Below are 26,882 nucleotides of genomic sequence, written 5' to 3'. Positions count from 1 at the left end.
CCATCTTAGCATAGAAGAGGTGCAAGCCAGTGACGCATATACGAGTATTATTGCCGGTCAGTATGCAAAATGCAATCTTTTCAAAAGAAAGCCGCGATGGGCTGGAAACGCTCGGTGAGGTACGCTGGAATGAACGGGACGAGCATCTGACCGAGGAAGAGGCTTTCGACTTCTTGCACGGAGCGGATGTCGTCGTAGGCTCCTGGCGTACGGTGACTCCAACCGGCGCCATCCTGGACCGGTGTCCTACGATCAAGCTGTGGGAGCATGCGGCGGGATCGGTGAAAGGGTTTTTCACGGACGAGCTGAAAGGAAGGGAGCTGCTCATCGCCTCGTGCGCCCCTGCGATCGGGCAAACGGTCGCCGAGCTCGTCTTGGGCGAGCTGATCATTGGGATGCGTCGGGTACTGCCGAATGTGGTCAGCAACCGGACGAACCTTCGTGCACCTCTGCCGGGACGGTCCTATCTAGCCGTGTCGACGATCGGGGTCATCGGAGCGTCGCAGGTCGGACGTCTAGTCATGCAGCTGCTGCGGCCGTTCGGGGCCATGCTCCTCGTGTACGATCCGTTCCTCTCGGCCGAAGAGGCGCAGACGCTCGGCGCGACGAAGGCCGAGTCCGTCCTGGAGCTGTGCCGAGCGGCCGACGGCATCACGATCCACACGCCGCTTACGCCTGAGACGCGTCACATGCTAGGAGCACGCGAGTTCCAGGCGATGAAGGACGACGCCGTATTCATCAACGCTTCGCGGGGCGCTTGCATCGACGAGGCCGCGCTCATCGCGGAGCTGCAGAAAGGGCGGCTGTTCGCCTTCCTCGACGTCTCCGACCCGGAGCCGGCAGCCTCGGACAATCCGATTCGGCACCTGCCGAATGCTGTCTATACGTCGCATATCGCAGGGGGACCGAGCATTCATATCGGCCGTCAGGTCGTCCAAGACATCGAAGCGTTCACGCAGGGGGGCAAACCGAGAATGACCGTCACTTGGGAGATGCTGGACCGGTTGGCCTAGAAAGGGGCGCTGAGCATGAAAGCGATCATGTACTCGTTATTTCCGAAATTTTTGCAACCCCTCAGCTCCGAGCAGTTGGCCGCGGCCGCGGCGGAGTCGGGATTCGATGCGGTCGATCTTGTCGTCCGCGACGGGTTTTGGGTCACGCCCGCCAACATGTCGGAGGAGACGGAAGCGTTCGTTCGCACAATGCGCCAGCGGGGGCTGAGGGTGGAATTCGCCACAACCGGGTACTCGCCCGAACAACTTGCCCATGACACCACCCCGTTGGAAGTCATGTCCGCCTCCGGAATTCGGTCGTTCCGGATGTCGTATTTCGCTTACAACGAGCAAGAGGAGATGTTCGTCCAGCTGGACCGTGCCCGCGCCTCGATGGAGCGGATGGCGGAGCTGTGCGCCCGGTACGGGCTGAAAGCCGTCTACCAAGTGCACCACGGGGGGCAAATGCTCATCCCGCATTCGCTGGCTGCGCTTTACGTCGTCCGCGGTCTGCCGGCGGAACAAGTCGGGATTATGCTCGATCCGGGCAATCAATTCCGGGAGGGCTCGGAGAATTGGCGCCGGGCGATTGCGAGCCTGGGCCCGTATTTGGCCGCCATCGGCGTCAAGGATGGGCGCTACCGGCATAACCCTGAGGAGCGGACGGCGCCTGCGAAAGGCTGGCAGCCGGAGTTCGCGCCCTGCCAGGAGGGGGTAACGAACTGGTCGACGATCGCCGAAGCGCTTCGGGATGCGGAGTTCGGCGGGGTGTTCAATTTCCAGCCATTCTATCATACAGCTGAGCCGGAACGGCTCCTGACGACGTTGAAGGAAGAAGCGGCTTATATTCGGCATACAATGGAGATGGCGATGGAGAAGTCCGTGGAGAGGGGAGTGAAGGAAACGCAATGAAACCGACCGATATGACGATTCAAAGCGTGGAGCTGTATTACTTGCCGGTCGAAACGCGCGTTCCGCTGAAATTCGGCGCGGAGACGCTGACACATGTCACGTGCGCCCGAGCTCGCGTTCGGGTCAGGAATCGGCAAGGCGGGGAGGCCGACGGCTGGGGCGAAACCCCGCTCAGCGTGCAATGGGTATGGCCGAGTTCGCTCGGCTATGAGGTGCGGGAGCAAGCGCTGAAGTCGTTCTGCCTGCATATCGCCCGGGATTTGTCGGGCTGGGCGGAGAGTGGCCATGCATTCGAGCTGGGCCACCGGTACATGCAGGAACGGCTCCCGGGACTCGTGGATCGCTTCAATGCCGAGTCGGGCTTGTCCGAGCCGCTGCCGTACTTAGCTGCGCTCGTATGCTTCTCGGCCTTCGATCTGGCGCTGCATGACGGATTTGGCCAAGTGAACGGCGTCCCCGTGTACGAGACGTACAACGCCGCTTACATGAACCGTGATTTGGGAGCCTATCTTACGCCCGCTGCCGGATCGTCAGCAAGCTTCGAAGGGCTATACCCGGAGCAGTTCCTGGTCAAGCCTGCGCAGCAGGTCCCGGCGTGGCACCTGGTCGGCGGCAAGGACATGCTGTTCCGCCATGAGCTGACCGGAGCGGAGCCGGACGACGGCTATCCGTACGCCCTGGAGGATTGGATCGAGCGGGACGGGCTGACGTGCCTGAAGATCAAGCTGACCGGCAACGACGCGGCCTGGGATTACGACCGACTGCTGCAAGTAGGGCGAATCGCCCTCACGAACGGAGTCGTCTGGCTTACAGCCGACTTCAACTGCCAGGTGCAGGATCCGGCCTATGTGACGGCGATACTCGACCGATTGATGCTGGAGCAGCCGGACATTTACAAATCGATTTTGTACATCGAGCAGCCGTTCCCTTACGATCTGCACGCCCACCGGCTCGACGTCCGCAGCGTCAGCGCACGGAAGCCCCTGTTCATGGATGAGAGCGCCCATGATTGGGAGCTCGTTCGCCTGGGACGCGAGCTCGGCTGGACGGGCGTGGCGCTTAAGACTTGCAAGACGCAGACGGGGGCTCTGCTCAGCCTCGTATGGGCGAAGGCGCATGGCATGACCCTGATGGTTCAGGATCTTACGAATCCGATGCTGGCGCAAATCCCGCACCTGCTCCTCGGCGCTTACGCCGGCACGATCATGGGGGTCGAGACGAACGGGATGCAGTTCTACCCGGAAGCCTCGCGAGCGGAGGCCGCCGTGCATCCCGGCCTTTACGAGCGGCGTAACGGGACGGTTCGTCTGCATACGATTGGCGGTCCCGGCTTCGGGTATCGGCTCGATGAAATCGCGCGGACCCTCCCCGAACCGGCGTTCCGAAGCTAGAAAACGGCCATAATTGCAGCACTGATCAGCGGCTCTTTGGGACGAAGAACTAGTCCTGAAGCCCCGCTGATTTTTTGTTTGCCATCGATGGCCGGCAAAGCCTGGCATCATGGCGATTGTAAATTAGAATAGGAAAATGGTACCAAAAATGGTCGTCGAAATCGGCGGTTTTTTTTATGTTTCTGTCCGATTACAAGGTCCAACGGAGCATTGTTGACAAAATCTTACTAGGATATAGTTTACATGTGTGTAAAAGGAAGGGGGTGAAAAGGATCATGAGATGGAGGATCGAGCCGCCTGCAGCCAAGCGGGAAGTTTATTCCGGCGGTGCCAGAGTCCCCGTAGGCGAGAAGGAGACGTACGTGCTCGACCTCGCCCTGCAGCGGCAAGAGCTGGAGCATTGGTGCTGGGCGGCCATAGCCGCATCGCTCGGCGATTACTACGGCCTGCCGCATCTGTCGCAGCACGAAGTAGCCGGCACGCTGCTCGGGCTGGACTGCACCGGCATCCGCGAGGACCCGCACACGCGCGCCCGCTGCGATGCAACCGCGATGCTCGACGAGGCTCTGAAGCTGGTCGGCTGCTTCAGCCATTGGAGTCCGGGCAGACCGGCGTTCGAGCGGATTCAGGCGGAGATCGACACCGGCCGGCCGGTCTGCCTGGCAGTGGATTGGAAAACCGGCGGCTCGCATTATGCGGTTGTCACCGGGTATAGCGCCGGCTCCCGCGAACTGTTCGTGGAGGATCCGTTGCTCGGTCCGTCCGTACAGCAGTTCGACGCGTTCCCGGCTCATTACCGGGGCACCGGCGGATACTGGCGAGGGACGTACTGGACGTGTCCGCCGACTGCCGGAACGATAAGATCATGAGGGAGATGAAATCGTGAGCCAATACGACGTAGCGGTTGGTCTAAACAGTACGACGCTTGACAAAGGAGCCGCACAGCTTCACGCGGATCCTGGCGCACGCGCCAAATTTTTCAAAGGAACCGAAACCGGGACGTTCAATAAGCTAACCTATACCGCGGACTGGGATATTCAAGCCCCGCCGACGTTCGATCTGAGTCCGCCGCCGGCCGATCAATGGGCACAGTCCATCGACAGCAGCGGCAATCACCCGGATGCGGGTGCGAGACCGACTGTGAACGCGTTTCAGCTCGTCATGCCCACGTTCGCCGCGAGCTATACAATGGGCAGCGCACAGCCGGTTAGCGGCACGACGAAGGTCGTTGTGTTCGCTACCCTCGCTATCCAAGACAGTAAAGCTACGTTCTACCCGGCATCGATATGGCTGGACGAGACGCAAATGAAGGGCTGGGACAAATTCATCCTGAACAAAGTCATCCTGCCCCGCATTTTGCCGCAAGCGCAGCAAATGCTGGCCGGCCTAACCATTCCTCCGCTCTCCTTCTCCCAATCGGGCGTCTCGATCGAGCTGACGCCTCCCATAGCGGCGATTCAGAACAATCAGCTCATCCTGGCGGCCAGCCTCAAAGCCAAACAAACGGTCGACATTACCGGGGTGCAGTGGCCGAATCAACCGCTGTTTCTTCTGCTCAGTCCAACCTTGTTGGAGAATGCCGCTTCCGAGCTTGCCCAGTCGCAGCTCGTCAATCAAATCTTTTCCGACAACGGGGATTACAAAAGCGTCTTGAAGTACGAATGGGAGGCGAAGGTCAACAGCGTCGATTCGATCACCACCCATGCCGACGATCGGACGAAGCTCAGCGCCAATATCGGTTTCGGGTTCACCGCCACCCTCAAGCCCCTTGGTATAGGCGGTCCATGCGCCGTTACTGCGGCGACCAAAACCTTTTAACCGAGCCGAAAGGAGACCTGTATGAGCGCCTTCGACGTCTCAATCTGCATCGACGAGTCTACCCTCAATGGAATCGTCGCCTCCCTGTATGGGCGACCCAGCTTCCGAAGCAAGCTGTTCAGCGGCAACCAGCCGATCCAAATTGCGGGAGTGAATGCCACAGTAGGCTGGAGTGTGGAAGCCCCACCCCTCCTAAGCCTGAACGCTCCCACGAAAGCCCAGTGGGATGCATCCGTGAAAAAGGACGGAACTCTTACAGCTCCAATAGCCCCAGCCATCGTCGTACATATCCCGCAAATCAAGGTTCAGAAAACGGCATCCGGCTCCGTCATGGAAACGACCACCTCCTTCGATGCCATCTGTACGGTTCGCCTCTCGCAAAACTCCATCACCATAGAACCTCTCGCCGTCGTTATCGATCTCACACAAGCTTCCAAAATCGACAAAGTCATTTACGATAAAATTCTCATCCCTCGCATCCTGGACATGGTAGGCACGATGCTTTCGGGCAGGCAGCTGCCGAACATCCAATTCCAGGGCGTATCGTTCGGCCCGTTCGTCCTGGCCGCGGGCAACGGACTGCTCGCCGTAGCCGCGAGCTTGGCAGGCAAGCCGGCCCCGCAGCCGCCCGCGATCGGCAGCTTGCCGAGAGGCCGATTCTCCGTGCTCATGAGTCCGGGGACGATGCAGCTGCTCGCCGATCAAGGAACGAGAAGCCTGCAGGGCAAATCGACCGGTGCGTCCGGCAGCCAAAGCTTCGGGATCGGGAAAGCGAGCTACCACGCCAATGTCCAATTGAATAGCGTATCGGCCAGCGTCTCCCCAACGGATTTGACAACGGTTAACGCTTCGATTGGCGTTCAGGTGTCCGCAAGTGCCGGGGTGGACGTACTGAGTGTCATTACCGACGCCTTCAAAAGCTATTAAACATAACCGGAGGAGGTGATTGTTTATGTCTGATATCGGTTTGAGCTACGACGCGACGACTCAGCCGTCCCGTCTGGGTGTGAAGCTTGGTTTGAGCTTTTCCAACACGACTTTGCGGGCCACCGTAAGGGACGTCGACAACTTCATTGTGAGGCTGACGCCTTCCGGGAACGTGTCGGAGCAAATATTATCCGGGGTCGCTTGGCCGCTCGCCCAATTCCTGGGCACGATCCTGCCCGGCATGACGAAGTCGCTGATCAACGGTTATTCGTTCGAGCCTATGTCGATTACGCCGTCTTCGGTCTCCATCGAAGGGGAAACGTTGACGTTCGCCCCGCAAGACTTAAGCCTGACCGGGTATAACGGCATGCTCCTGGTTCAAGGCTCCATCCACGTAACGTAAGGAGGACGAAGCATGGGATTCATTAGTTACGATATCAGCATCGATCCGGGAAAGCCGGTCGTGGACTTGAGCATCAGCGCTACCCCCAACGATCTGACGGTCAAAGTCGATCAACTGGGAGATTGCAAGATAAAGGCAACCCCGAGTACGGGCACGATCATAGGGGGAGCGATCGCGGGGTCGATCCTTGGGCTGTTCGCCGGTCCGGCAGGGGCGCTGCTCGGAGGAGGGGCCGGAGTCGGTACCGTGTATGCGGTCGGGGAGCTGATTCAATCCGGGATTCAAGACGGTCTTCATAACGGGATCAAAGGCAAGGAGAAAAAGATCGAGTTCGGCAGCCCGCTCGGCTACAGCTTGGACGTGGCCGGGGTAAAGGTCAATTTGACTGTACAGACGCTGAATCTCTCTACCTACAACGGCATGCTGCTCGCGACCGGTGACGTGAAGGTCGACTAAATTATGAAGAACGGAGAATGAGAATGAACAAGACGAAATTCACACAAGCGTGGAACCGGCATATCGCCGAATTCGGGGCCGTCGTACCGCTTGGCGACACCCCGGCCTATCCGCTCGCACGCACGGTGGCTATGCCGCAAGGGCATGCCTATGAGACGGGGGCGCTCAGCTACCGCATGACGGGCTTGAAGCTGCTCGGGCTTGACCGGATGCAATGGGTCGGATCCGACAGGGATGCGGCAGGCGAGCGGGTCGCCCTAGAGCTGAGGCTGGACGGGGTTCGACTGGAAGGCAGGTATGCGGTGGAGGCCAAGTACGATCCGATCGTCGACCTGGACACGGCCGGGAACTTGATGGATATGGCCCAGGAGGCGAGCCGGCCCACCCAAGGCGGCGCCGATCCGGACGACGGAGGGGATCTGGACCCGCAGCAGGAGGAGTGGCTGGGTCAAGCGCGCGATCAACGGACCAAGCTACAGCAGACCGAAAACGGGCAAAAGCTCATGGGGCTCTATAACGAACACAACGAGGTGTACGAGGAGGTGTTCCGGGAGAATGCCGCGCTGACCCCGCTGTGGAGAGCCGACGGCGCGACGAAGGAGATGGCGGCCGATACGCACGAGGCGGTGAAGACGGATGGCGTCGTGAACAAGTCCGACAAAACGTACACCGGCAATCTTACATACAATGCCAACGCTTTCGTGCAGCAGTTGAACGTGGCCAGCGCTTGCGTCTGGTCGGACCCGGACTTCGATCCGTCGGTCGGCCCGACGCCCGACAGCAAGTATTGGAATGCGGCCAAAGCCGCTCTATCCTTCGGCAAAGGAGTGACATTGACGACGAACAACACGAAGGACAACATCCAGGAGCTGAAAGCGACGGACGTGCACGGCACCGTCCAGGCGCATGATCAGGATCTGCCGCAAGTGAGCGACGAAGAGATGATGGACGTGATCGCTCAAGGCAACGGTCCCGGCGGAGGCCTTGCCGCGAGGCGGCCGGACTGGGTCGTCCTCGACGAGCAGGACCGCCACCGGCTTCGCCAGCTGTTCGAAGCGACGATGCGCCAAAAAGCGGAAAAAGCAGCTATTGCCGGGCAACCGCTGTTCGAAGGAGCGCTCTTCGCCGAGATTGGCGGCGTAGAGGCGTTCGTCGAGCTCGTGCTCGAAGCCGGTCCGAACGGCGCGAAGTGCCGCACCGGCTCGGTCCGCCTCGAGCTGCCGGCTTACGAGCTCGACATCGACGATTCCGCTTGGATCGGCGACGCCGGACAAATCGCCCGCAAGCGGCTAGAGAGTATGTCCTTCATCCGCAGCCTGCTCCACGACTCCATCGTAGATCATCTGTCGCGATCGGTAGGGGAATATGCAGCTTCCGCTTATGAAACGGGCGAAATAGGGACGAACCGCCCATGAAAATGCCGCTTGCAGCACCTCTGACGCAAAGTGCAAAACCGGATCCGATCGATCGGATCCGGGTTGAGCTGCTGGCGGATGACCTGGAGCGGTACGCCGAGATGATGGAGCAGGCGCTCAAGCCCCAGCAGCCCTACTTGTCGGACACCGAATACAATTTGTACCGCCGTGGCAAGAAGCTCCGGCCCATGATGATGCTTCTGTCCGCCCGGATGCTGCACGGTCCCGACACTCCGCTGCCGCAGAAGGCGATCCAAGGCGCCGTCTCGCTCGAGATGCTCCATGTGGCGACGCTGATCCATGACGACATTATCGACGATGCCCTCGTCCGCCGAGGCATGGCGTCCGTCAACGCGTCGCGAGGCGTGGAGGCTGCGATCTTGATCGGCGATATGCAATTCGTGCAAGCGATCCGCGGATTCGTGGATGCCATCGATACGCAGCAGGACATGGGACTCGTGAAGCTGGTGCTCGATACGGCATTCCGCATTTGCTGCGGAGAGCTCGACGAGCTGGAGACCGACCCCTCGCTATCCCCGGCCGAGCTTCGGAAGCGGTATATGGAGACGATCGAGCGGAAGACCGCCATTCTCTTCGGACTGGCGTGCGAATCGGGCGCCACGCTGGCGGGCGGGCGAACAAGCGATTCCCGCAGAGCCGGCTTCTACGGCCGCCGGGTCGGCCGGGCATTCCAGATCATGGACGACTTGTTCGACTTCGTCCAAGACGATGCGGCCTCCGGCAAGACACGGGGGATGGATCTGTCCCGCCGCCGGATGTCGCTGCCTATTCTATATGCGATGGAGGAGCTGGGCCCGTGGCATCCGGTCAGCCGGATTATGCGCGGTGCGGAGTATTCGCGGGAGGAGCTTGAGACGGGCGTGGTAGCCGTACGCCACACCGCCGGGTTCAACCGCGCCTATGCGGATGCCCGCAGCCAGGCGCTGGACGCGCTCGAGTATTTGAAGCCTTTCCCGCGCAACCGGTATCGCAAGGCGCTGGAGGATATCGCGCTGTATGTTGTGGACCGCAGCTTTTGACATAAAGGAGGACATTTATGGGAGCAAGGCTGTTCGCTTTTATATACAAGACGATCCAGAAACGGGCGAATGACCCGAACAATCGCACGTTCTGGCTGCCCGCCGCGCTGCAGAAGCTGGATAAACCGGACGGATCGGGCAAGCTGCTTCCGCTGCAGGGCACGGATTGGAAGCTGGGCAATATTACCGGCACGGCCGGCACGTTGTTCCAGAATACGATCAAGGGGCAATGGTGGCTGAAGGTCGGGAGGGATCGCCGTGGCGATCCGGAGCTGAAGAAGCACCAGCCGATCGCCTGTCCGAACGAGCCTTGGCCGCGTCTGGAGATGCCGGCCGTAACCGTATACGGGCTGGAAAACGTCGGTCTGCTTGACAATCCGCTCACTACGCAGCCAGGATCCGGCTACAGCACCGTGATGACGCTTCAATTCGGCTACTATTCCGGCCAGAATGGAGGGCCGTCGTTAAGCCAGCTTCATCTGGAAGGCCAATACGCCATGAGCCAATGCGTCTGCAGCGCTCCGGCGACGGGCTCGGGAGAAGCGGCACCGACCGCCTGCGACCACTGGATCCCGGATAACGATATCCGGGGCACCGGCACCTTCAAAATCACCATGACCGGCGTGTATGTGGACGCCACGGTCGTCGTCGCCGTGAACGGTACGGGCCCGGCCAGAACGCTGCAGCTGACGATCAGCGAGATGACGCTGCGGGGAGCGGAGGGGAAGCTGCCGGATCTCACCGTCGACGAGCTGACGCTCGATACGTCGATGACCTGGATCGCGGACAACATCTGGCTGCCCAAGGCCAAGGACGCGCTGGCGAGCGAGGACGGCCGCAAAGGGCTGCTGCTCAATATCTCGGCGGCGCTGAACCAGCCGTCGAACCGGCAAGTGCTGGAACAGACGCTGTCCAAACATTTCAGCGGAGTGCTGGACGACACCCTCGGTCCGATTCCGCCGAATTCGCTGCCGAGCAGCGGCCCGGCCGTCTCCAATCCGGCTGATCAATATTTGTTCGATCGCGTACGCGCCTCTCTGAACACCGCCGCAAGCGATTACTACTTGCCCAAGGTCGTGAGCCGCAATACGGACCCGAACCTGGAGCCGTATCGGATCGATGTCATCTCGCTCGGCGATCAGAGCGCCGAGGGCCTCGATTTCCGCAATTTGCAGCTGAAGCAAGTGGTCATCCAAGGATTGTCCAATATCGCCGCACCGGCTGATCGGCTCGCGCTGCAAGAGAACAGCATGGACGGCACGCTGCTGCTGTCCACCCTTAATCCTCCTCCGCAGGTACCCGTGGTGCGAGGAGGTTCAACCGTGAACGTCCAGGTTCCGGCATCGCCGCTCCTCATCACCGGACAATTCTCGCTGCAGGTGGACGGCGACGACGAGCCGTTGGGTGGTTCGTTCGTGATCCGCGTCGTCCGCTCCACCGTGTCGGCCTCGATGATGGCAACCGGTGGCGAGTTGGCCGAGCTCGACATTCAGTTCTCGAAGCTGCTGCTGGACGCAGCACCCGGCGATATCCGGATCGAGCTTCAGATCGATTCCGCATTCGGAGACATCATCAACGAGGTGTTCAATCAAGACGATATTAAGCGCCGGGCGCTCGAAGGGATCAACGCCCGGGCGGCCCAAAATCTCGGCGCGATCGGACGGACGGCGACCGACGGCGCCAAAAAAATCATCGCCGGGAAGCTCGACGCCTAACCTGCAACTCATCCTGCATTTTGCGAACGTTCTTCCGACCCGATACCCTGGCACTAGCGACGACCGGTTGGGTCGGTAGAGGCGTTCAGCCTTTTACCTGGAGGGCTCCGATGCCGTACACGCATTTTCGCATGATTGGCTATGAAGTGCCGACTGTTACCCTCAGACCGACCAATTACAATGATCGACTATCCGGCTGGGACCCCGGGACCGAAACCCCCAAGGTTGCCAGGATCCCGGTGCCGGACGATTTGCCGGACGACGCCCGCAAGCGGCTGAGGCGCCTGGCCAGCGTGGTGAATGCCGCTTGGCTGCGCCACAGCTTGCTCTTAAGCGACAACCCGAGTACGCTCAAAATTTTCATCGTGCCGGAATTTTACTTCCGCCCGGACAAAGCGGCGATCGCCAGCAACAGCTACCCGGACAACGTCGCCAACCGCATTTTCCAAACGCTGAACAGCATGTTCTCGCACGCCGACTTCAAGGATTGGTTGTTCGTCTGCGGAACGGTGATCTGGGATTCAGCCAACGATACGTTCGCCAAAACGAAGCTGTACTTTAATACGGGGGTCGTAGTGGAAGGGGGGAAAACCAACTCCATCCGCCTCGTGGAGAAGAAGATAAATTCTTCGATCGATGGAGTGCCTCCGACCTTTTTTGCGCCTGGAGCCGATGCAAAAGTGAAGCTGATTTTCGATGAGTGGAGCGCGAAGCGCCTGCGCGTCTTCGACTTGGCGGGCATCTCCTTCGGTCTTGAGGTGTGCCTGGATCATGGACTCAAGGTGCTGAAGACGACATTGGCACAATGGCAAGCGAACGAGGGTGCGACGAAATCGATCAAGCTGCATCTCCTGTCGGCCGGCGGAAAGCCGCTGGAAACGGATGCTGTGGCGGCCAAGAAAGGCGGATACATCCTGCGCAACGATGGGCATGTGCTATGGGGGCCTAATACGGAACTGAAGCAAGTTCCCACTAGTGGAACCACTTTAGTAGATACGGCGAACGAGTATGTGTGGAATGTAGATTCATCCCTTCAGCTGCCCGTGCCGACGGGTTACGTCTCCATCACGCAAAGGGTCGTCTTCTACCCGGCTCTTCCAATCCCGACTTAAGGCGGACGCCGCACAGGTTAACGGTTTTCCCATTTCAATTCAGAGAGGGTTTTGCACTTGAACTATGCAGAGCTTCGGCAGCGACTGGACATTTCCAATGGGACAGTCACGGTTTCGTCGAGTACGCTGACGTCTTCCATTAACGATTTCCTCGTCCGCTACTACAACGGACAGCCGATCGTCCTGACTGCGGCTGTGCCCGGACCGGACGACGGGCAGAACGACACGGTCGTCATTCGAGGGGAAGCCAGCTTCCTGAATATGCCGAATTTGCCGGTAGAGCTTCGGGCGAGCCTCGACCCGGAGGAGCAGGTGCATCTATCGCTTCGGTACACGGTGCTTGGCGAGACGCCCGACATCAATGCCTGGAAGTTCTCGCGCAGCTTCCCAAGCTTGCCCCAAGTGATGGACTGGAACAAAACGTACGACGACCCGTATTCCATTCCGCTCGATCAGCTGCGCTTATCCGATTCCTCCTTCGTCGTCGTCACCCATCCCGTACAGGATTCCCGCTTCCAAGTGCCGCTCGTCCCCGGCATCAACTTCGTCGGCCGGCTGCATCCGACCGGGATCGTCGGCATCATCGAGAGCGTGTTCAACCACAGCGGAGATCCGCTAACGCTGTACGGAACCGTGCGCATCCCTACGCCGACCGAGGCGGCTATTCCGCTCAAGCCTTTCCAGTACCCGTGGGATCTCGAAGCGCCGCCCGCCGGCATCACGCTGCAATGCGATCTCGGCTTGGGCTTAACGATCGGCGGCATGACGTTAGGGGATACGGTGTTCCGTTTGTACTCGCCGATCACGGCCGATTGGACGGAGCGCAATGCTACATATAAGCCGATTCTCGCTTATGGCGGGAAGCTCAGCATCCCGAGCGCCAATCTGGAAGTCGATGTAGTCGCGCCTACGGAACCGGGCAGCCGAGAGCTGCTGCTGCTGGGCAGCTTCGAGGGGCTCTCGATCGCCAATCTGGCCCATCTCGCCGATATGGACGGCAGCGGGGATTTCCTGGCCAACATGCCGGATCAGATTAAACAACTCGGCAGCGCGCTCGGCCAGCTGCAGCTGACGCATGCCGCGATTGACTTGGCTCTGCCGACGGCGACCGGCTTCGAGCTGGGCATGGTTTCGGTTACGATCGGCATGCCGGACTTGAAGTGGAACGTATGGGACGGTCATTTCGAGATCGACTCGATCGAATCCCGGTTCACCGTCTTGTATCCGTTCAACAAGCTGAAGCGGAAAGTGGAAGTGACGGTGATCGGCTCCATGCAGATCGAGGGCGTGCCGATCAACGTGTATGCCGGGAACACGGACGGATTCACCGTCTTCGCCGAACTCGGCGAGAAGCAGACGATTCCGCTGAAACACCTCATGGAGACGTATGTACCCGGCGTGCCGGCACCGAGCGATTTGACGATCGACGCGCTGAACGTCACCGTGGCGCCCTTCCGCTCGTACGGGATGGCGCTGGCAATGGCCGAAGAGCCCGAGCCGTGGGTCATCGACGTCGGCTTCGAGAAGCTGACCGTTCGAGACGTCATCCTGGCGTTCTCCTACCCGCGTGGAGGGCCGCTCGCCGGCACCTTCGGCGGAAGCATCTCCTTCGGAGACGCGGTGACCCTGGGCATCCGCTACGATATCCCCGGCGACATCGTCATCCGCGGCTTGTTCCCTAAGGTGCAGCTGTCCCATCTGCTGGCCAAACTCGTCAACCAACCGGTGCCGCTCCCTTCGGCGTTCGATTTGACCTTCATTAACTCGTCCGTGCTGATTCAGAAGGCCGGTGCGAACTACGTGTTCCGGGTCGGGACGGAGCTGGAGCATTTCGGCCTGTTTGCCCTGGAGGTGCGCAAGACGGGGGGCAGCCAATGGGGAGTCGCGGCAGGCATCGATCTCTCTGCCGGTCTCGCTTCGCAATTGCCCGGACTCGGCGCTCTGCAGGCGTTCGAGGATCTGTTCCGGATGGAGAAGCTTCTGTTCGTCGTATCGTCGTTCGACGATGTAGGGTTCGCCTTCCCGGATATGGCGCAGTTCAACAATCCGGTTATCGCCGGCGGACGTCTTCAGTTGCCGGGCAAGGGCGGCGTCATCGCCGGACTGAATTTCTTCGCCGAGTGGGTCATCGATACGGAGGATGCGAAGCAGAAGTTCCTGAAGCAGCTGCTGGGGCTGAATCCGCGTCTCGGGATTACGCTGCAGGTCGGCGTCGACCCGACGAAGGACGCCACGCTGTTCGTCAGCTATGAGACGAAGATCGAAGGGCTGCCGCTCCTGGCGAAGTTCGGCGGGCGGATGAGCAGCGGGAGTGTCGGCGTGTTCCTGGAAGGCGCGGTCCAGGTCGAGATCCAGAACCAGCCGCATACGTTTGACGTTAAGCTTGACTTCGTCGAGAACGGCGCCTTTATCTCCGGTACGATGAAGGATAATACGCCGATCGACTTCGAGGTGTTCCAGATCGGCAATCTCGCGTTAGTCGTCGGCTGTGACTGGGAAGGCATCCCGAGTCTCGGAGTGGCGGGTTCGATCGAGGCCGCCGGCTTCGAATCGTCGATCGCCGTGTTCTTCGACTCCGTGGAGCCGCAGAAGAGCATGGTGGCCGGCTCGCTCAGCAACTTGTCGCTGAAGGACGTGCTCGACACGCTGGCGGGCAGCGTTCTCCCGTCGGAGATCGATCAGGTGCTCGATTCGGTCGGCATTCACGGCACCCGGAACTTTACGATTTCGGCCGACTTGGCCGACGATCTGGACCATCTCCGCTTCGACCGGGTCGCAAGCGCGTTTGCCGCGAACGGCGTCTTTATTCCGGCTACCCTGCAGCAGCTTTACTTTGTCGTGTCCCGGCCCGGGCAGCGTTGGTTCCTGACCGATCAAACGAACAAAATGCGCCATTACCAGCTGCAGCGGGGCGACGACGGCATAGAGGTGTCCCTGGAAGCGCAGCTCTATGTGGTGCCCCAGCGGACGCAAATCGGTGCGCTGCCGCCGTTCGATCCGGATTTTTATATTAACGGCGCGATCAAGCTGCTCGGCTTCCGCGCCTCCGCTACGATCGATATCGACCCGAACCGGGGTATCGCGGTAGACGCGGAGATGAACCGGATCGTGATCGGCCACGAGAAGCTGTTCAGCTTGTCGGCCATGGAAGGGGACGGCGGGCCGGTCATCTCGGCCGCGACGTTCTGGCAGCCCGATCATCCGGTAGAGCGGTTCCGGACGCCGCACTTCTATGTCAACGGCATGGTGAAGCTCCTGGGGCTTACCCGGGAAGCGTTCGTCACGCTGACGACCGGCGGCTTCGAGCTCGAATTGAGCGGACAAATGACGCCATACTTGTATCTCAACATACACGGCCATATCAAGGGCATCTCGGATATGAACATCGGCGGGGAAATCAAGATCGGGCTGGACACGATCGATCTAGGCCCGCTGGGCCGCATCGACATCAATACCGGAGTTACAGGCAAGATCGACATTGGGGTCAGCGGCTCGACGATTTACGCGAAGGTGGACGGGAGCTTCAAGTTCGCCGGGAAATCGTTCGATCTGCCGATCGAGCTGAAGGTGGACGCCGATTCGCTGCTCGACATCGCCAAAATCGCCTACGAGTATGTGAAAAAGAAGCTGCTTGAGTTTTTCCAGGATGCGGTCGAATGGGCGAAGCACGTGTACGAGAAATTGATTCAGGGCGTCGAGGACGTCACGCGCGTACTCGTAGAGCAGTTCCACAAGACGGTCGAGGAAGCGAAGCAAATCATAGACGAAGCGGTGAAGCTCGCGCAGCGCGCCTGCTCGATGACCAGAGCCGCGATCAAGATGTAAGGGATGGAGATGAAGGGCGTGGAGACGGACATCCGGGAAATCGGAGGGGATACGCGCCTGCGGTCGGCTGTCGCGGCATGGAAGGATGCGCTCGATCCGGAGCGCGTCCATGTCGCTGGGGAGCGGCTCGAGCAGGCGCAGCGGGCGACGTTTGCGTTCGGTTCCCGCTCCGTGTTACTGCTCGAGCCGGAGAACCGGGACGAGGTGGCGGCCTGCCTGCGAATCGCGGGCCGCTATCGTATCCCGGTCCACCCGATCAGCGGCGGACGCAATTGGGGTTACGGCTCCCGGCTGCCGCCTCGCGACGGGGCCGTCCTGCTGTCGCTCGCGCGAATGAAGCGGATCTTGGCCTTCAGCGAGGAACTCGCGTACGCCACGATCGAGCCGGGCGTGACGTTCCGCCAGCTGGCCGCTTATATGCGGGAGCGAGGATCGTCACTCCTGCCGCCTATGACCGGCACGGACGGGGAGGCCTCCATCGTAGGCAACGTGCTCCAGCGGGGGATCGGAAAAGGTCCTTATGAGGATATGGCTGCCCACAGCTGCGGCTATGAGATCGTGCTGGCCTCGGGGGAAGTCGTCTATACCGGCATAGCCGGGGATCCGGACGCTGCTGCGGCTGCGCTCCAGGCGGAGCCTGCCGGGCCGTCGCTGCAGGGACTGTTCCAGCAAAGCCGGCTCGGGATCGTCACCCGCATGACGATCCGGCTGGAGCCGGCCCCGGAATGGCGGCAGCGGCTGATGTTCCCGCTCCACGGCGACACCGATCTCGAAGGCGCGATCGAAGCGCTGCGCGGATTGCTGCTGCGCAGCGGCAAGGGCATGCAAGCCGAAGTGATCAACGATTACCGGCTGCTCATGATGAGCGGATCGTTCCCGTTCGAGACGTCGGATCCGAGACACAGTTTGTCCCGCAGCGACTTGACCGATGCGATCGCCGCCCTGGGCGGAGGGCGATGGTTCGGCTGTGCGACGTTGTGGGCCGACAGCGAAGAGGAGCTGGCTTGCTGCCGGAGTCGGCTGGAAGGTGCGTTAGGACCGATCGGCGTGACGGCCTTGGAGGAAGCTCCGGGTCGAGGCATCGAGGCGCCCCCCTTCCAGGAAAGCATGCGCAGCGTGTACTGGCGTAAGCCGGGAGCGGTGCCCGACGATCCCGATCCGGATCGCGACCGGTGCGGCGTCATCTGGCTCGCGCCGGTGCTCCCCATGCTCGGCCGAGAGACGGCCGCCGTGATGGAACGCGTGGAGCGGCTCATGCTCGATCGGGGCTTCGAGCCTTCCGTTTCGCTTCGGATGCTCGGGGGCCGTTCGATTCATGCGATCATCGGCCTTTTCTACGACCGTGATGAGCCGGAGACGGACGAACGCGCCGCCTCCTGCCACGCGGCCGTCCGTGAGCTGCTGGATCGGAACGGTTATTACCCGTATCGGCTCGGTTTGCTTGACGGGCCGTCGATTCCCGGCTCCAATGAAGGTACGGCTGCTTTGCACGATGCTTGCCAGCGGTTCGCGGATCCCCATGGGATATTATCGACATCCGATCCCATGCCGGATGATCACCCCGAACCGTCCTTGTATGCCGGATTGGATTTCGGTGTCGTTAGCGAAGGTACCGGGATAGGCCGGCTGCGACAGGAGATGAACGCTTCGTTGTTGCATACTGCCGCGTCGCTCCCGGAGCCGCTGGACGGGCAAGCTGTGGAGCTGCTCCTTGGGCTCGGGCCGACGGATGGCGACATCATGCGTCTGTATTACGTCCCGATGTGGTCGTTTTTGCACCATCTGGGGCCAGACGCCGGTCTTCAGTCGGCTTCCGAGTTGCAGTCCTATGCGCAGGAGGCCCACGGAATGGCGCTGCTCCTGCACCTGCTCGACGATCATCTGTGCGACGGCCAACTGCCTGCGACAATGACCCTGCTGCAGCTCCGGACGGAGGCCTGGCAGCGGTTCCGCTCGTCGAGTCTGATCTTGACGGAGCAGGTTAGAGGGGATGCGGGGATTTTCGATGAGCTGGCCGGCCTCTATCTCGCCTCGGTTGAGCGAACCGAAGATGCTGCCGATCTGGAAGCGTACGAGCAACGATTCCGCCGGCAAATGAGCACATGGACGCTCGTTCCCCGGCTGATCGGCTATGCGGCAGGCGGTCAGGCCGGCGCGGAAGCGCTGATCGGCATTCTCGAGGAATTCGGGATCGCGTGGCGGCTGCTGGACGATATCCGGGATCTGTACGACGACGTGTGCAAGGGCGAGCGCACCTCAGTCTGGCTAGAACTGGACGGGGAAGGCCGCCGCTGCTGGGACGCCTGCCACGCGAGCTTCAAGGCGACCGGCGCATGCGATGCTGTGCTGCTTGAGCGGCTGAATGTCGTGATCGGAAATTCCGAGTGTATGTATCGGCTGCTCATCCGTATCGGGCAAAAGCTGCAGGCGGCCTCGGAATCCGCTGCCTTGCAGGATTGGCCGCACATCGCTCACGAGCTGGAGCAGTGCCGCAAAGGCATTCCTATATTTTCGGTTAGGGAAGGGGAATTGGACTTATGAGCGAGTATACGATCCCGTTTTTGGCGCTTTATCGCCTTCCGGCGCCGGAGGGGGCAACGGGCGGACCGTCTTCGAAGCAAAAGGCGCTGCTCATCACCTCCGGGTACGAAGGCCCCGACGGGTATTCCAACGTGACCGGCAATTTCGACGGACAAGGGCTCTCCTTCGGAGCACTGCAGTGGAACCTGGGTCAAGGCACGCTTCAGCCGATCTTGTCGGGTCTGCTTAGCCGTGATCCGGATACGATCGGCGGAATCTTCGGCGGCGATAAAGTGCAGACGCTGCAGAATGTATTGGGACAGTCCCGCTCCGAACAGATCGCCTGGGGCGGCAGCATCAGCCTGAACGGCGGGGGCACGCTTCAGAGCGACTGGTGTCAGGCATTCAAGCAGCTCGGCCAAGCCGCCTCCTGCCAGTCCGCGCAGCTCGAGGCGGCTGATCCGTATTTGCAGCGGGCGCAGTCGTTGTGCGACGAATTCGGGCTCACCACTGAGCGCGGCTATGCGCTTTTGTTTGACATAGCGGTGCAGAACGGGACCGTCTCAGGGTCGGCCCGCTCCTGGATGGAGAAGCAGGGCTGGTCGGACGCCATCGCGGAGAAGGAGAAGCTCGCTTTGATCGCGCAAGCCGTCGCGCAAGCTTCGTCGCCCCCTTATCGCAATGACGTACTGGCCCGCAAAATGGCCATCGTCCATGGCTCCGGAATCGTTCACGGCACCTATTTCGATTTCGATGGGCGTATAGGCTTATCAGACGGACCGATCGTATTCGAAGGGTCCCATTCGCACTCTTATGCGGTCCTCATCGACCCAGGCGTATACGCGTATTACCAGAGCCTGCTTCCGGCCGGCGACGGCAATAGCGCCTGGGCACAGGCACAACTCAACCGAAGCCGGCTCGTCGTTCCCCATGAAGAGGCGCAGGCATTGCCCGAAGGTCAAGCGGCAGAGTCGGTTATTCTGATCACGGAAGACCAGTACAATTACTATACCGGTCTGCTCGCCCAGAACGACGGAAACCAGGTGTGGGCGCAAGCGCAGCTCGACCGCAGCGTCGTCGGGATCGAGGAGGAGCAGTGGTACTATTACACTAGCCTCATGGCTCAGAAGGACGGCAACGCGGAGTGGGCCAAAGCGCAAATCGCGCGCTACGGAAGCAACTATTTGATCGTGGTCGCCAAGCCGCAGTTCGACTATTATCAATCGTTGTTGGAGCAAAACGACGGCAACCGCGAATGGGCGCTTCACCGGCTGAGACATAAAATGATCGTAAGAAGCTCGTAAGGTTCGAGGGGAGGAGGCGTAATGGAGCCTCAAGTTATCGGTCTGTTCAGTAAAATGAAAAGAGTGGAGGGAAGAAGGTTCCGGTGGCATCATGGGTTCATGCTGCTCGCCATGCTCATCCTGGTGCTGCTCCTGCCCTGGATGACCGCCGCCAAGCCTCAGCAGCAAATGCTGGAGAGCTACAGCGCGATGGCGAGCGCGATGCAGGAACAGCCCCCGGACGCCGGGAAGGTCCAGCAAGCGATGGACGCGTTCCAGGACCGCCTGCAAGCGTCGGACGCGGCCCCGGCCACGAAGCAGGCGATCGCCGCCGAGTTGAAGGGCATTCAGGTCACGAGCGCCACAACGGCGGCGGAGCTCGGGCAATCGCTGCGCCAGCCCGTGCTGAAGAGCTACATCGAGTCGGAGCGGGAACGGGTCACACACGGCAAAGGCTTCATCTGGCTGGCGAATCTCGTCATTATGGCGGTCGCGCTGTTCCTGATGAGCTACTTCATCCAGGGCCGGGCGCTCGGCGTTCTGATCAATGAACAAAACTTCATGAGCCTGGCCCGCTTCCAGACGGTGCTCTGGACGCTCCTGATCTTGTCGGCGTACGGGACGGCGACGATTGTCCGCGCGATCTCCGGCATACCCGACGCGATGGACATCGAGATGGATTGGCACATCTGGGCGCTCTTGGGCATCAGCGTCACTTCCCTCGTCGGGTCCCCGCTCATCAATTCGACGAAGGCGGCGGGGAAGCTGAGCCCGGACTCCGCGAAGGCGATCGTGGACACGCATGTCGCCGCGCTAAAAGCGGAAATGGGCCCGGACGCAAACGCACCTGACAGTGGTAGCCCGGGAGCAGCGGACAATCCGGTCAGCTCCGTGAGCCCCGTTGATCTGCAGCAATCCGCCGACGTGGTGAGAAAAGAAATTACTAGCAAAGGCTTGCTCGCCGTGAAGGAGCACAGCAGCCTGGCTTCGTTCATGGACCTGTTCCGGGGGGAGGACGCGTCGAACTGCCAGTACTTGGATCTGGCGAAGGTCCAGATGTTCTTCTTTACGGTCGTATCGTCGTTCGCCTACGCGGTCGCCCTGTTCCAAATGTTCGTCGCGAGCCCCGCCGTCGAGCTGGATGCGTTTCCCGTCGTGAGCGACGGGCTGGTCGCGATTCTCGGCATCAGTCATGCCGGGTATTTGACGAGCAAAGCGTTCTCGCAAGCAAGGATCCCTTCTTAAACTGTCGATTAATGGTTGGAAGGACGACCTCGCTGGGCTGAAGGGGCATGCTGAGTAGTCGAAGGGGTTGTATAGAAACGTACTACGCTCGTTGTCAATCTAAGTTTACAAATTAGCAGGGGAACTTTACTAATAACGTGCCATTGTAGCGGTTTCTGGCAGAAGTAATGGGCTTATGGCAAGCTGTAGTTCCATTTCGCCTAATTGCACAAGGGCAGCGCGACTCTGATCGTGTTCTAATTCGATTTTGTCGAATTGGAGCTCCTTATTGGAGCCCTAGCCCCGTCAGAATGCGTTCTAAATAGGCAAAATCGAATTGCATCGCCATGAACGTTTCGGTTGCGTCTCCCAATTCGGCAAAATCGTATTACACGAAGATCACCCATCATGCGTTCTCAACAATCTGAGGTTTTCAGGTAGAAACGTCCTAGCTGGATGGACACTCCCCATGTCCCCAATTAATCGACAGTCTCCAAAATTTCTCATGACGACAAGAGGCTTCACCCCAATGGAGGGGAGAAGCCTCTTTGCCGTCCCGCTTGTACGAGAGGGCGGACTAGCCGCCCTTCTGCAGGCTGTGGCGGTACGCCGCATGGTTCGTCGGCCCGATGCCGCGCCCGAGCGGCAGCGCCGCACCGATGGCGGCCGTGACGAAGCGCTTCGCTTCGTCCACGGCGTCCGCCATCGGCAGGCCGCGCGCGAGCCCGGCCGCGAGGGCCGAGGCGGTCGTGCAGCCGGTGCCGTGCGTGTGGCGGGTCGCGATGCGGGGCGCGCGATAGAGCGCCGCCTCGGACCCGTCGAACAGCACGTCAACGGCTTCGCCGCCGACCATGTGCCCGCCCTTCAGCAGCACGTAGCGCGGACCTAGCGCGTGCAGCCGCCGGGCGGCGTCGACCATGCCATCGAGATCGGCGATGGCGTCCAGGCCGAGCAGAGCGCACGCCTCCGGCACGTTCGGCGTAATGACGGCCGCGAGCGGCAGCAGCTCCTCGCGCAGCGCTTCGACCGCTTCGCGCTGCAGCAGCGAGGCGCCGCCTTTCGCGATCATGACGGGGTCGACGACGAGCGAACGCTCGATCCCGTACTGCCGGATCTTCCGCGCGACGAGGCGGATGATCTCGGCGGAGAACAGCATCCCGGTCTTGACCGCGTCCGTCCCGATGTCGGAGAGGACGGAGTCGAGCTGCTGCTCGACCGTCTCGACCGGCAGCGGGAACACGTGCTGGACGCCAAGCGTATTCTGGGCGGTGATCGCCGTGATGGCGCTCATCCCGAAGACGCCGAGCTCCTGGAACGTCTTCAGGTCGGCCTGGATGCCGGCTCCGCCGCCGGAATCCGAGCCGGCGATCGTGAGCGCTCTAGGAATCGTTGCGTTACGTTCCACGTTCATGCAGCTCCTCTCGGCATTTTTCCATTCAACTAAATCGATCCGGGGCAAAAGCAGCCGCGTACCGATTCAGGCGACCATCCCCATAGTAACCGGCCCGCCCATCTGCCAAGTCTGCGACGAGCTTCGCTGTAGCAGGGCTGAGCAGGATCCCGTTACGGTAATGGCCGACGGCGAACAGCACCGCCTTGGATGTTGGAACGCCGCCGATAAGCGGCCACCCGTCCTGAGTTGCCGGCCGCAGACCGGCCCATTGATGGAACGGCGCGTGCTCCTTCAGGGCAGGGACGAGCTTGCCGTTCCAGCTTTCGAGCCGAGCAAGTCCTTTGGCCGTCACGGACGTATCGAAACCGGCGACGTCCTCCGAGGCTCCACAGACGAGGGAGCCGTTCGCCTTGCTCACGACGTAGCCTTGGCTGCAAAATACCATGTGCCGCGCAACGCCCACTTGCGAAGAGGAGTAAGCGCATATTTGACCGCGGATCGGGTACACCGGCACCTCAATCCCCCAGTAGGCTTCCCACATGTTCGACCAGGCGCCCGTACAGAGCACGAGCCGGTCGCCTGACACGGTCTCTCCGGATGCGAGCTTCACGAGTACACCGTCACCCGAGGCAATGCTGCTTTGCTCCAGCTCCAGGTCGCCGGCATGGTCGCGGATCGCTACGCCGCGAAGCCGGCACGCTAGCTCGAGCGCCTGCACATAATGCGGCGCATACACATGGGTTTCATGCGGATAGTACAGCGCCCCCCGCACGCCTCGCGACAGACCGGGCTCGAGCTCGAACAGCGCCTCGCCGGTTACGATCTCGGCTTCCGCCCCGAAGGGCTGCTGCCACAAGCGGCGCGACTCCATAGCCAGCCGGTCGGCTTCATGGAAGTAGGCGTACAAGCTGCCGGTCCGGGAATACTCGAACGGAATTCCCGACACTTCTCGGATGTCCTGCTGCCAATCCTCGTATAATCGCAAACTGTCGAGACACAGCTCGAAAAACGCGTCCGGCTGCTCGCTGTTCTCGGAGTACGGGGCGAGCATCCCGGCGGCCGCCCCGGACGCTTGTCCGCCGCAGCCGTTCCGCTCGATCACCGTCACCTCGTGCCCGCGGGAACGCAGCTCGTACGCGCAGCTTAATCCGATGACCCCGCCGCCAATCACAACCAGATGTTCGGCCATCTAGTTCAACACCCATTCTTCGCTGCCGCTGCTGGCCGATGCGTAGCGCTTCTTCGGGATGCGCCCGGCCAGGTAGGACAGCCGGCCCGCCTCGATCGCGAGCTTCATCGCTTCGGCCATCCGGACCGGATCCTTCGCCTTGGCGACCGGCGTATTCATCAGCACGCCCCCCGCGCCGAGCTCCATCGCCTGGGCGACGTCCATCGCCGACCCGAGGCCGGCGTCGACGATGATCGGCACCCCGGCATCCTCCACGATCAACCCGAGGTTGTACGGATTGAGGATGCCGAGACCGGTGCCGATCGGCGAGCCGCCGGGCATAACCGCGGCCGCCCCGGCCTCCTCGAGCCGTTTGCACAGCACCGGATCGTCGGACGTATAGGGCAGCACGACGAACCCTTCGCGCGCGAGCGTCTCGGTCGCTTTCAAGGTCTCGATCGGATCCGGGAGCAGGGTCTTCTCGGAAGCGCTGATCTCGACCTTGATCCAGTCGCTAAGCCCCGAGGCGCGCGCGAGCCGGGCCAGACGGACCGCTTCCTCCGCCGTTCGCGCCCCTGATGTGTTGGGCAGGAACGTATAGGGCCGTTCCTCCAGATGCTGCAGAATCGAGTCGTCTTCCGGCGAATCCAGATTGACTCGTCTGATGGCGAATGTCAGCACTTCTGCGCCTGATGCGGCGATCGCCTGGCGCTGTACATAGGGGTTCGGGTAGCGGCCCGTACCGAGGAAAAAGCGGGAGCGCAGTGTCTTCCCGCCAATAACTAAGCTTGATGTGTCCATTCTATGTGTCATCCCCCTCCGACAAAGTGAACGAGCTCGATCCGCATGCCCGCCGTCAATTCCGTCTCGGCCCATTGGTCGCGCTGAATAATCGCGCCGTCGATCTCGACCACGACCAGCTTGCGCTCCATGCCATATTCCTGCAGCAAACCTTCGACCGTATATGCCGAGCTCGTCTTCCGGCTGCCGTTAACCCACAATTCCATGCGAATTCCTCCTGCCGGCGGTCTCGATCCGATCCAGGAACGCTCTGCACGTCCCTTGTACGTCGGCGCTGCCTACAATCTCACTGATCGCGCAGATTCGGGTCGCCCCGGCCGCGAGCACTTGATCCACGTTGTGCAGCTTGATGCCGCCGATGGCGACGAACGGGATCCGGATCTCCGCGGCCACCTGCTCTACGTAACGGGTCGAGACCGGAGCTACGACGTCGACTTTGCTCTTCGTCTCGAACACCGGGCCGACGCCGATATAGTCCGCGCCGTCGCGTTCGGCGGCCCGGGCTTCCTCGATCGCATGCGTGGAGATGCCGATCACCTTGTCCGGGCCGACGATACGCCGCGCCTCCTCGATCGGCAGGTCGTCCTGGCCGAGATGAATGCCGTCCGCATCACAGGCGAGCGCCACGTCTATGTGATCGTTGACGATGAACGTCACACCATACCGCCGGGTAAGCTCGCGAAGGGCGTGCGCTTTGTCCAGCACGTCCCGCTTGGAGCTGGATTTGTCCCGCAATTGAATGATATCGACCCCGCCTAGAATCGCTTCTTCCATAACCTCCAGCATCGGCCGTCCGGGATGGAACATCTCGCCGGTGATCGCATAGAGCTTGAAATCCTTCATAAGAATTCCTCCTACATTCCAATATAGCGCGCGTACAGCGTCTTCGCCCGAACCGGGTCTTCCGTTCCTTGGACGAGCGCGCGGCCGTCGGGGAACAGCACGATCCGTTCGCCTTCGGGGAGATGAGCCTTCAATAGAAACGGATTCCGTTCCACGGTAACCGCCCCGGACAGACGATCCTCCCACTCGGCCAGATCGAATCGGGCCGCCAGGCGGAATTGCACCGTCTCCCGCCCGCACAACGAACCGACTTCCTCCGCTTCGTTCGCATGAAGGGAAGGGTACTCGTGCGTGCCGCATGTGGGGCACTCGGGATTCGGCGTGCCAATCTTCATTTCGTAGTGATAGTTGTGCCACACGTCGAACGTCACGAGACTGGTCCGCCTTGCCGAACCGGCTCCGACTAGCAGCTTCAGCGCTTCGACGGCCTGAAAGGACGCGGAGATATCGACGACCGGGGAGAGCACGCCGACGCGGTCGCAAGTCTCGGCCGTTCCGTCGCCCGGCTGAATGAGGCAGCGCAGGCACGGCGTGACGCCGGGCACGAAGCTGGCGCTCATGCCCCGCGAACCGACGGCGCCGCCATAGACGAACGGAATGCCCAGCTTGAAGCAGGCGTCATTCAGCAGGAAGCGGGTATGGAAATTGTCGGTTCCGTCCAGGACGAGGTCGACGCCGTCCATGAGCGTCATGATGTTAGCTGTCGTGACGTCAGCTACGACGGGCTCCAGCTTGACGAGCGAGTTGATGCGGGCCAGCTTCCGCTCGGCGGCGATCGCCTTCGGCAGCGAGCCGCGAACGTCGTCTTCGTCGTACAGCATTTGCCGCTGCAGATTGCTCGCCTCGACATAGTCCCGGTCCACGAACCGGACATGGCCGACGCCGGCGCGCACCATATGGTTGGCCAACACGGTACCGAGCGCGCCCATGCCGACGATGAGGACGGAAGCGGCCGACAGCTTGCTCTGCCCGTCGGCGCCGATCGGAGCGAACAGCATCTGCCGCGAGTAACGCTCGAATGTTTCCTTCTTATCCATAGCACGCCTCCAAATGTAAGAAACCCCACAAAGTGATGTAGGCCCTTGAAGCTTATTCCTGCTACTTTGCGGGGATCCCGGGGTTAACAAAAAATCCGCCCCCCAAGGGACGGATACATGTCACTAGCTCATGCAGGCGAACGGTCGCCTTGCTCCACTTCCCTACGCTGGTCCTAACCAGACAGGTTCAAAGGGTTCGAAGCATACGTGTCTTCATCTCAGCCTGCGCTCTTCAGGCTCCCCCAGTCGGCCGATTCTATTACTTCCACCTTACAACTCCGGTCCGTGTTTGTCAACGTTCCGGGCTCTTTCGAAATACCGGAGGACGATAAGCAAAATCTCGCATACGACTTTCCATACTACAACGCCGATCGCGAAAGCGAGAAGGCCGTACAAGATCCCAAGCGATACGTTCGGCACTTCTATGCCCGTATACATGCCGCGGCCATCCGGAACCGTCTTCATTATCGTATGATGAAGGGAAGTCGATTTTCCGAATGCGGTTGCCTTGTAAACGATCGGAATGAGCCCGGTATAAAACAATAATGTGACGAGATGAATCGCCGGAATATGACCGAACGTAAACCATTTCTTTTCCACGTGCTAC

The 26,882-nt window shown here is 60.8% G+C and carries 23 protein-coding genes and 1 riboswitch; of the genes, 16 read left to right on the top strand and 7 right to left on the bottom strand.

The window, feature by feature from the left end; all coding sequences use genetic code 11:
- The first annotated feature begins 29 nt into the window (after positions 1-29).
- The 16 genes from ACI5FR_RS21840 (at position 30) to ACI5FR_RS21765 (ending at position 21,054) form a co-directional block, all read left to right on the top strand.
- Complete coding sequence (locus ACI5FR_RS21840) at positions 30-1,013, top strand: hydroxyacid dehydrogenase (protein ID WP_405458249.1); 984 nt, start codon at positions 30-32, stop codon at positions 1,011-1,013.
- Positions 1,014-1,028: 15 nt separating this feature from the next.
- The gene (locus tag ACI5FR_RS21835; RefSeq protein ID WP_405458247.1) at positions 1,029-1,904 is read left to right on the top strand and encodes a sugar phosphate isomerase/epimerase family protein; all 876 of its coding nucleotides are present in this window, start codon (positions 1,029-1,031) and stop codon (positions 1,902-1,904) included.
- Positions 1,901-3,295 (top strand): enolase C-terminal domain-like protein, encoded by a 1,395-nt coding sequence (locus ACI5FR_RS21830; RefSeq protein ID WP_405458244.1) that lies wholly within the window; start codon positions 1,901-1,903, stop codon positions 3,293-3,295. The genes ACI5FR_RS21835 and ACI5FR_RS21830 overlap by 4 nt, the downstream gene beginning before the upstream one ends.
- Before the next feature lie 275 nt (positions 3,296-3,570).
- Positions 3,571-4,164, top strand: coding sequence for a C39 family peptidase (locus ACI5FR_RS21825; protein WP_405458241.1), 594 nt, complete (start codon positions 3,571-3,573; stop codon positions 4,162-4,164).
- Between the two features lie 13 nt (positions 4,165-4,177).
- Positions 4,178-5,113, top strand: coding sequence for a hypothetical protein (locus tag ACI5FR_RS21820; RefSeq protein ID WP_405458239.1), 936 nt, complete (start codon positions 4,178-4,180; stop codon positions 5,111-5,113).
- 21 nt (positions 5,114-5,134) lie between these two features.
- Complete coding sequence (locus tag ACI5FR_RS21815) at positions 5,135-6,040, top strand: hypothetical protein (RefSeq protein ID WP_405458236.1); 906 nt, start codon at positions 5,135-5,137, stop codon at positions 6,038-6,040.
- A gap of 25 nt (positions 6,041-6,065) precedes the next feature.
- Positions 6,066-6,443 carry a hypothetical protein gene (locus ACI5FR_RS21810; protein ID WP_405458234.1) on the top strand — a complete coding sequence of 126 codons (378 nt, stop codon included), beginning with the start codon at positions 6,066-6,068 and terminating at the stop codon, positions 6,441-6,443.
- Positions 6,444-6,455: 12 nt separating this feature from the next.
- Positions 6,456-6,899 (top strand): hypothetical protein, encoded by a 444-nt coding sequence (locus ACI5FR_RS21805; protein ID WP_405458233.1) that lies wholly within the window; start codon positions 6,456-6,458, stop codon positions 6,897-6,899.
- A 23-nt stretch (positions 6,900-6,922) separates the two neighbouring features.
- Positions 6,923-8,314: a hypothetical protein gene (locus ACI5FR_RS21800; RefSeq protein WP_405458230.1), complete on the top strand. Its 1,392-nt coding sequence runs from the start codon at positions 6,923-6,925 to the stop codon at positions 8,312-8,314.
- Positions 8,311-9,354, top strand: coding sequence for a polyprenyl synthetase family protein (locus tag ACI5FR_RS21795; RefSeq protein ID WP_405458228.1), 1,044 nt, complete (start codon positions 8,311-8,313; stop codon positions 9,352-9,354). The genes ACI5FR_RS21800 and ACI5FR_RS21795 overlap by 4 nt, the downstream gene beginning before the upstream one ends.
- A 17-nt stretch (positions 9,355-9,371) precedes the next feature.
- Positions 9,372-11,069 (top strand): hypothetical protein, encoded by a 1,698-nt coding sequence (locus ACI5FR_RS21790; protein WP_405458225.1) that lies wholly within the window; start codon positions 9,372-9,374, stop codon positions 11,067-11,069.
- Positions 11,070-11,179: 110 nt separating this feature from the next.
- On the top strand, positions 11,180-12,181 hold the full coding sequence (locus ACI5FR_RS21785) for a hypothetical protein (protein ID WP_405458224.1): 1,002 nt from the start codon (positions 11,180-11,182) through the stop codon (positions 12,179-12,181).
- Between the two features lie 57 nt (positions 12,182-12,238).
- A complete protein-coding gene (locus tag ACI5FR_RS21780) occupies positions 12,239-16,006 on the top strand; it encodes a hypothetical protein (protein ID WP_405458223.1) in 3,768 nt (1,255 codons plus the stop codon).
- A gap of 3 nt (positions 16,007-16,009) precedes the next feature.
- Positions 16,010-18,547, top strand: coding sequence for an FAD-binding oxidoreductase (locus ACI5FR_RS21775; protein ID WP_405458222.1), 2,538 nt, complete (start codon positions 16,010-16,012; stop codon positions 18,545-18,547).
- The gene (locus ACI5FR_RS21770) at positions 18,544-19,830 is read left to right on the top strand and encodes a hypothetical protein (RefSeq protein WP_405458221.1); all 1,287 of its coding nucleotides are present in this window, start codon (positions 18,544-18,546) and stop codon (positions 19,828-19,830) included. The genes ACI5FR_RS21775 and ACI5FR_RS21770 overlap by 4 nt, the downstream gene beginning before the upstream one ends.
- Before the next feature lie 21 nt (positions 19,831-19,851).
- Positions 19,852-21,054, top strand: a complete 1,203-nt coding sequence (locus ACI5FR_RS21765; protein WP_405458219.1) for a hypothetical protein — start codon at positions 19,852-19,854, stop codon at positions 21,052-21,054.
- A gap of 556 nt (positions 21,055-21,610) precedes the next feature.
- On the opposite strand, the gene thiD is transcribed toward ACI5FR_RS21765, so the two are convergent.
- The 7 genes from thiD to ACI5FR_RS21730 form a co-directional block, all read right to left on the bottom strand.
- Positions 21,611-22,444 carry a bifunctional hydroxymethylpyrimidine kinase/phosphomethylpyrimidine kinase gene (gene thiD / locus ACI5FR_RS21760; protein WP_405458218.1) on the bottom strand — a complete coding sequence of 278 codons (834 nt, stop codon included), beginning with the start codon at positions 22,442-22,444 and terminating at the stop codon, positions 21,611-21,613.
- 25 nt (positions 22,445-22,469) lie between these two features.
- Complete coding sequence (gene thiO / locus ACI5FR_RS21755) at positions 22,470-23,615, bottom strand: glycine oxidase ThiO (RefSeq protein ID WP_405458215.1); 1,146 nt, start codon at positions 23,613-23,615, stop codon at positions 22,470-22,472.
- On the bottom strand, positions 23,616-24,395 hold the full coding sequence (locus tag ACI5FR_RS21750) for a thiazole synthase (protein WP_405458212.1): 780 nt from the start codon (positions 24,393-24,395) through the stop codon (positions 23,616-23,618).
- 8 nt (positions 24,396-24,403) lie between these two features.
- On the bottom strand, positions 24,404-24,601 hold the full coding sequence (thiS, locus tag ACI5FR_RS21745) for a sulfur carrier protein ThiS (protein WP_405458210.1): 198 nt from the start codon (positions 24,599-24,601) through the stop codon (positions 24,404-24,406).
- Positions 24,585-25,238 (bottom strand): thiamine phosphate synthase, encoded by a 654-nt coding sequence (thiE, locus tag ACI5FR_RS21740; protein ID WP_405458207.1) that lies wholly within the window; start codon positions 25,236-25,238, stop codon positions 24,585-24,587. Before thiE ends, thiS begins: the two co-directional genes overlap by 17 nt.
- An 11-nt stretch (positions 25,239-25,249) precedes the next feature.
- Positions 25,250-26,275 carry a ThiF family adenylyltransferase gene (locus ACI5FR_RS21735; RefSeq protein WP_405458204.1) on the bottom strand — a complete coding sequence of 342 codons (1,026 nt, stop codon included), beginning with the start codon at positions 26,273-26,275 and terminating at the stop codon, positions 25,250-25,252.
- Between the two features lie 142 nt (positions 26,276-26,417).
- Positions 26,418-26,529: riboswitch (TPP riboswitch) on the bottom strand.
- A 16-nt stretch (positions 26,530-26,545) separates the two neighbouring features.
- On the bottom strand, positions 26,546-26,875 hold the full coding sequence (locus ACI5FR_RS21730) for a hypothetical protein (protein ID WP_405458202.1): 330 nt from the start codon (positions 26,873-26,875) through the stop codon (positions 26,546-26,548).
- Positions 26,876-26,882: the final 7 nt, after the last annotated feature.

It is taken from the genome of Paenibacillus sp. HJGM_3, assembly GCF_045062745.1.
GTDB lineage: Bacteria > Bacillota > Bacilli > Paenibacillales > NBRC-103111 > Paenibacillus_AA.
The sequence above is the reverse complement of the archived record's forward strand: the minus strand, read 5'-3'. Positions and strand labels throughout refer to the sequence as shown.

What these genes read in the sequence shown, in the direction of transcription:
- ACI5FR_RS21795 (WP_405458228.1), top strand. Translation starts at nt 8,311, where the DNA reads ATGAAAATGCCGCTTGCAGCACCTCTGACGCAAAGTGCAAAACCGGAT.
- ACI5FR_RS21810 (WP_405458234.1), top strand. Translation starts at nt 6,066, where the DNA reads ATGTCTGATATCGGTTTGAGCTACGACGCGACGACTCAGCCGTCCCGT.
- ACI5FR_RS21800 (WP_405458230.1), top strand. Translation starts at nt 6,923, where the DNA reads ATGAACAAGACGAAATTCACACAAGCGTGGAACCGGCATATCGCCGAA.
- ACI5FR_RS21735 (WP_405458204.1), bottom strand. Translation starts at nt 26,275, where the DNA reads ATGGATAAGAAGGAAACATTCGAGCGTTACTCGCGGCAGATGCTGTTC.
- ACI5FR_RS21835 (WP_405458247.1), top strand. Translation starts at nt 1,029, where the DNA reads ATGAAAGCGATCATGTACTCGTTATTTCCGAAATTTTTGCAACCCCTC.
- thiE (WP_405458207.1), bottom strand. Translation starts at nt 25,238, where the DNA reads ATGAAGGATTTCAAGCTCTATGCGATCACCGGCGAGATGTTCCATCCC.
- ACI5FR_RS21830 (WP_405458244.1), top strand. Translation starts at nt 1,901, where the DNA reads ATGAAACCGACCGATATGACGATTCAAAGCGTGGAGCTGTATTACTTG.
- ACI5FR_RS21815 (WP_405458236.1), top strand. Translation starts at nt 5,135, where the DNA reads ATGAGCGCCTTCGACGTCTCAATCTGCATCGACGAGTCTACCCTCAAT.
- ACI5FR_RS21805 (WP_405458233.1), top strand. Translation starts at nt 6,456, where the DNA reads ATGGGATTCATTAGTTACGATATCAGCATCGATCCGGGAAAGCCGGTC.
- ACI5FR_RS21775 (WP_405458222.1), top strand. Translation starts at nt 16,010, where the DNA reads ATGGAGATGAAGGGCGTGGAGACGGACATCCGGGAAATCGGAGGGGAT.
- ACI5FR_RS21770 (WP_405458221.1), top strand. Translation starts at nt 18,544, where the DNA reads ATGAGCGAGTATACGATCCCGTTTTTGGCGCTTTATCGCCTTCCGGCG.
- thiO (WP_405458215.1), bottom strand. Translation starts at nt 23,615, where the DNA reads ATGGCCGAACATCTGGTTGTGATTGGCGGCGGGGTCATCGGATTAAGC.
- ACI5FR_RS21750 (WP_405458212.1), bottom strand. Translation starts at nt 24,395, where the DNA reads ATGGACACATCAAGCTTAGTTATTGGCGGGAAGACACTGCGCTCCCGC.
- ACI5FR_RS21785 (WP_405458224.1), top strand. Translation starts at nt 11,180, where the DNA reads ATGCCGTACACGCATTTTCGCATGATTGGCTATGAAGTGCCGACTGTT.
- ACI5FR_RS21825 (WP_405458241.1), top strand. Translation starts at nt 3,571, where the DNA reads ATGAGATGGAGGATCGAGCCGCCTGCAGCCAAGCGGGAAGTTTATTCC.
- ACI5FR_RS21765 (WP_405458219.1), top strand. Translation starts at nt 19,852, where the DNA reads ATGGAGCCTCAAGTTATCGGTCTGTTCAGTAAAATGAAAAGAGTGGAG.
- thiS (WP_405458210.1), bottom strand. Translation starts at nt 24,601, where the DNA reads ATGGAATTGTGGGTTAACGGCAGCCGGAAGACGAGCTCGGCATATACG.
- thiD (WP_405458218.1), bottom strand. Translation starts at nt 22,444, where the DNA reads ATGAACGTGGAACGTAACGCAACGATTCCTAGAGCGCTCACGATCGCC.
- ACI5FR_RS21790 (WP_405458225.1), top strand. Translation starts at nt 9,372, where the DNA reads ATGGGAGCAAGGCTGTTCGCTTTTATATACAAGACGATCCAGAAACGG.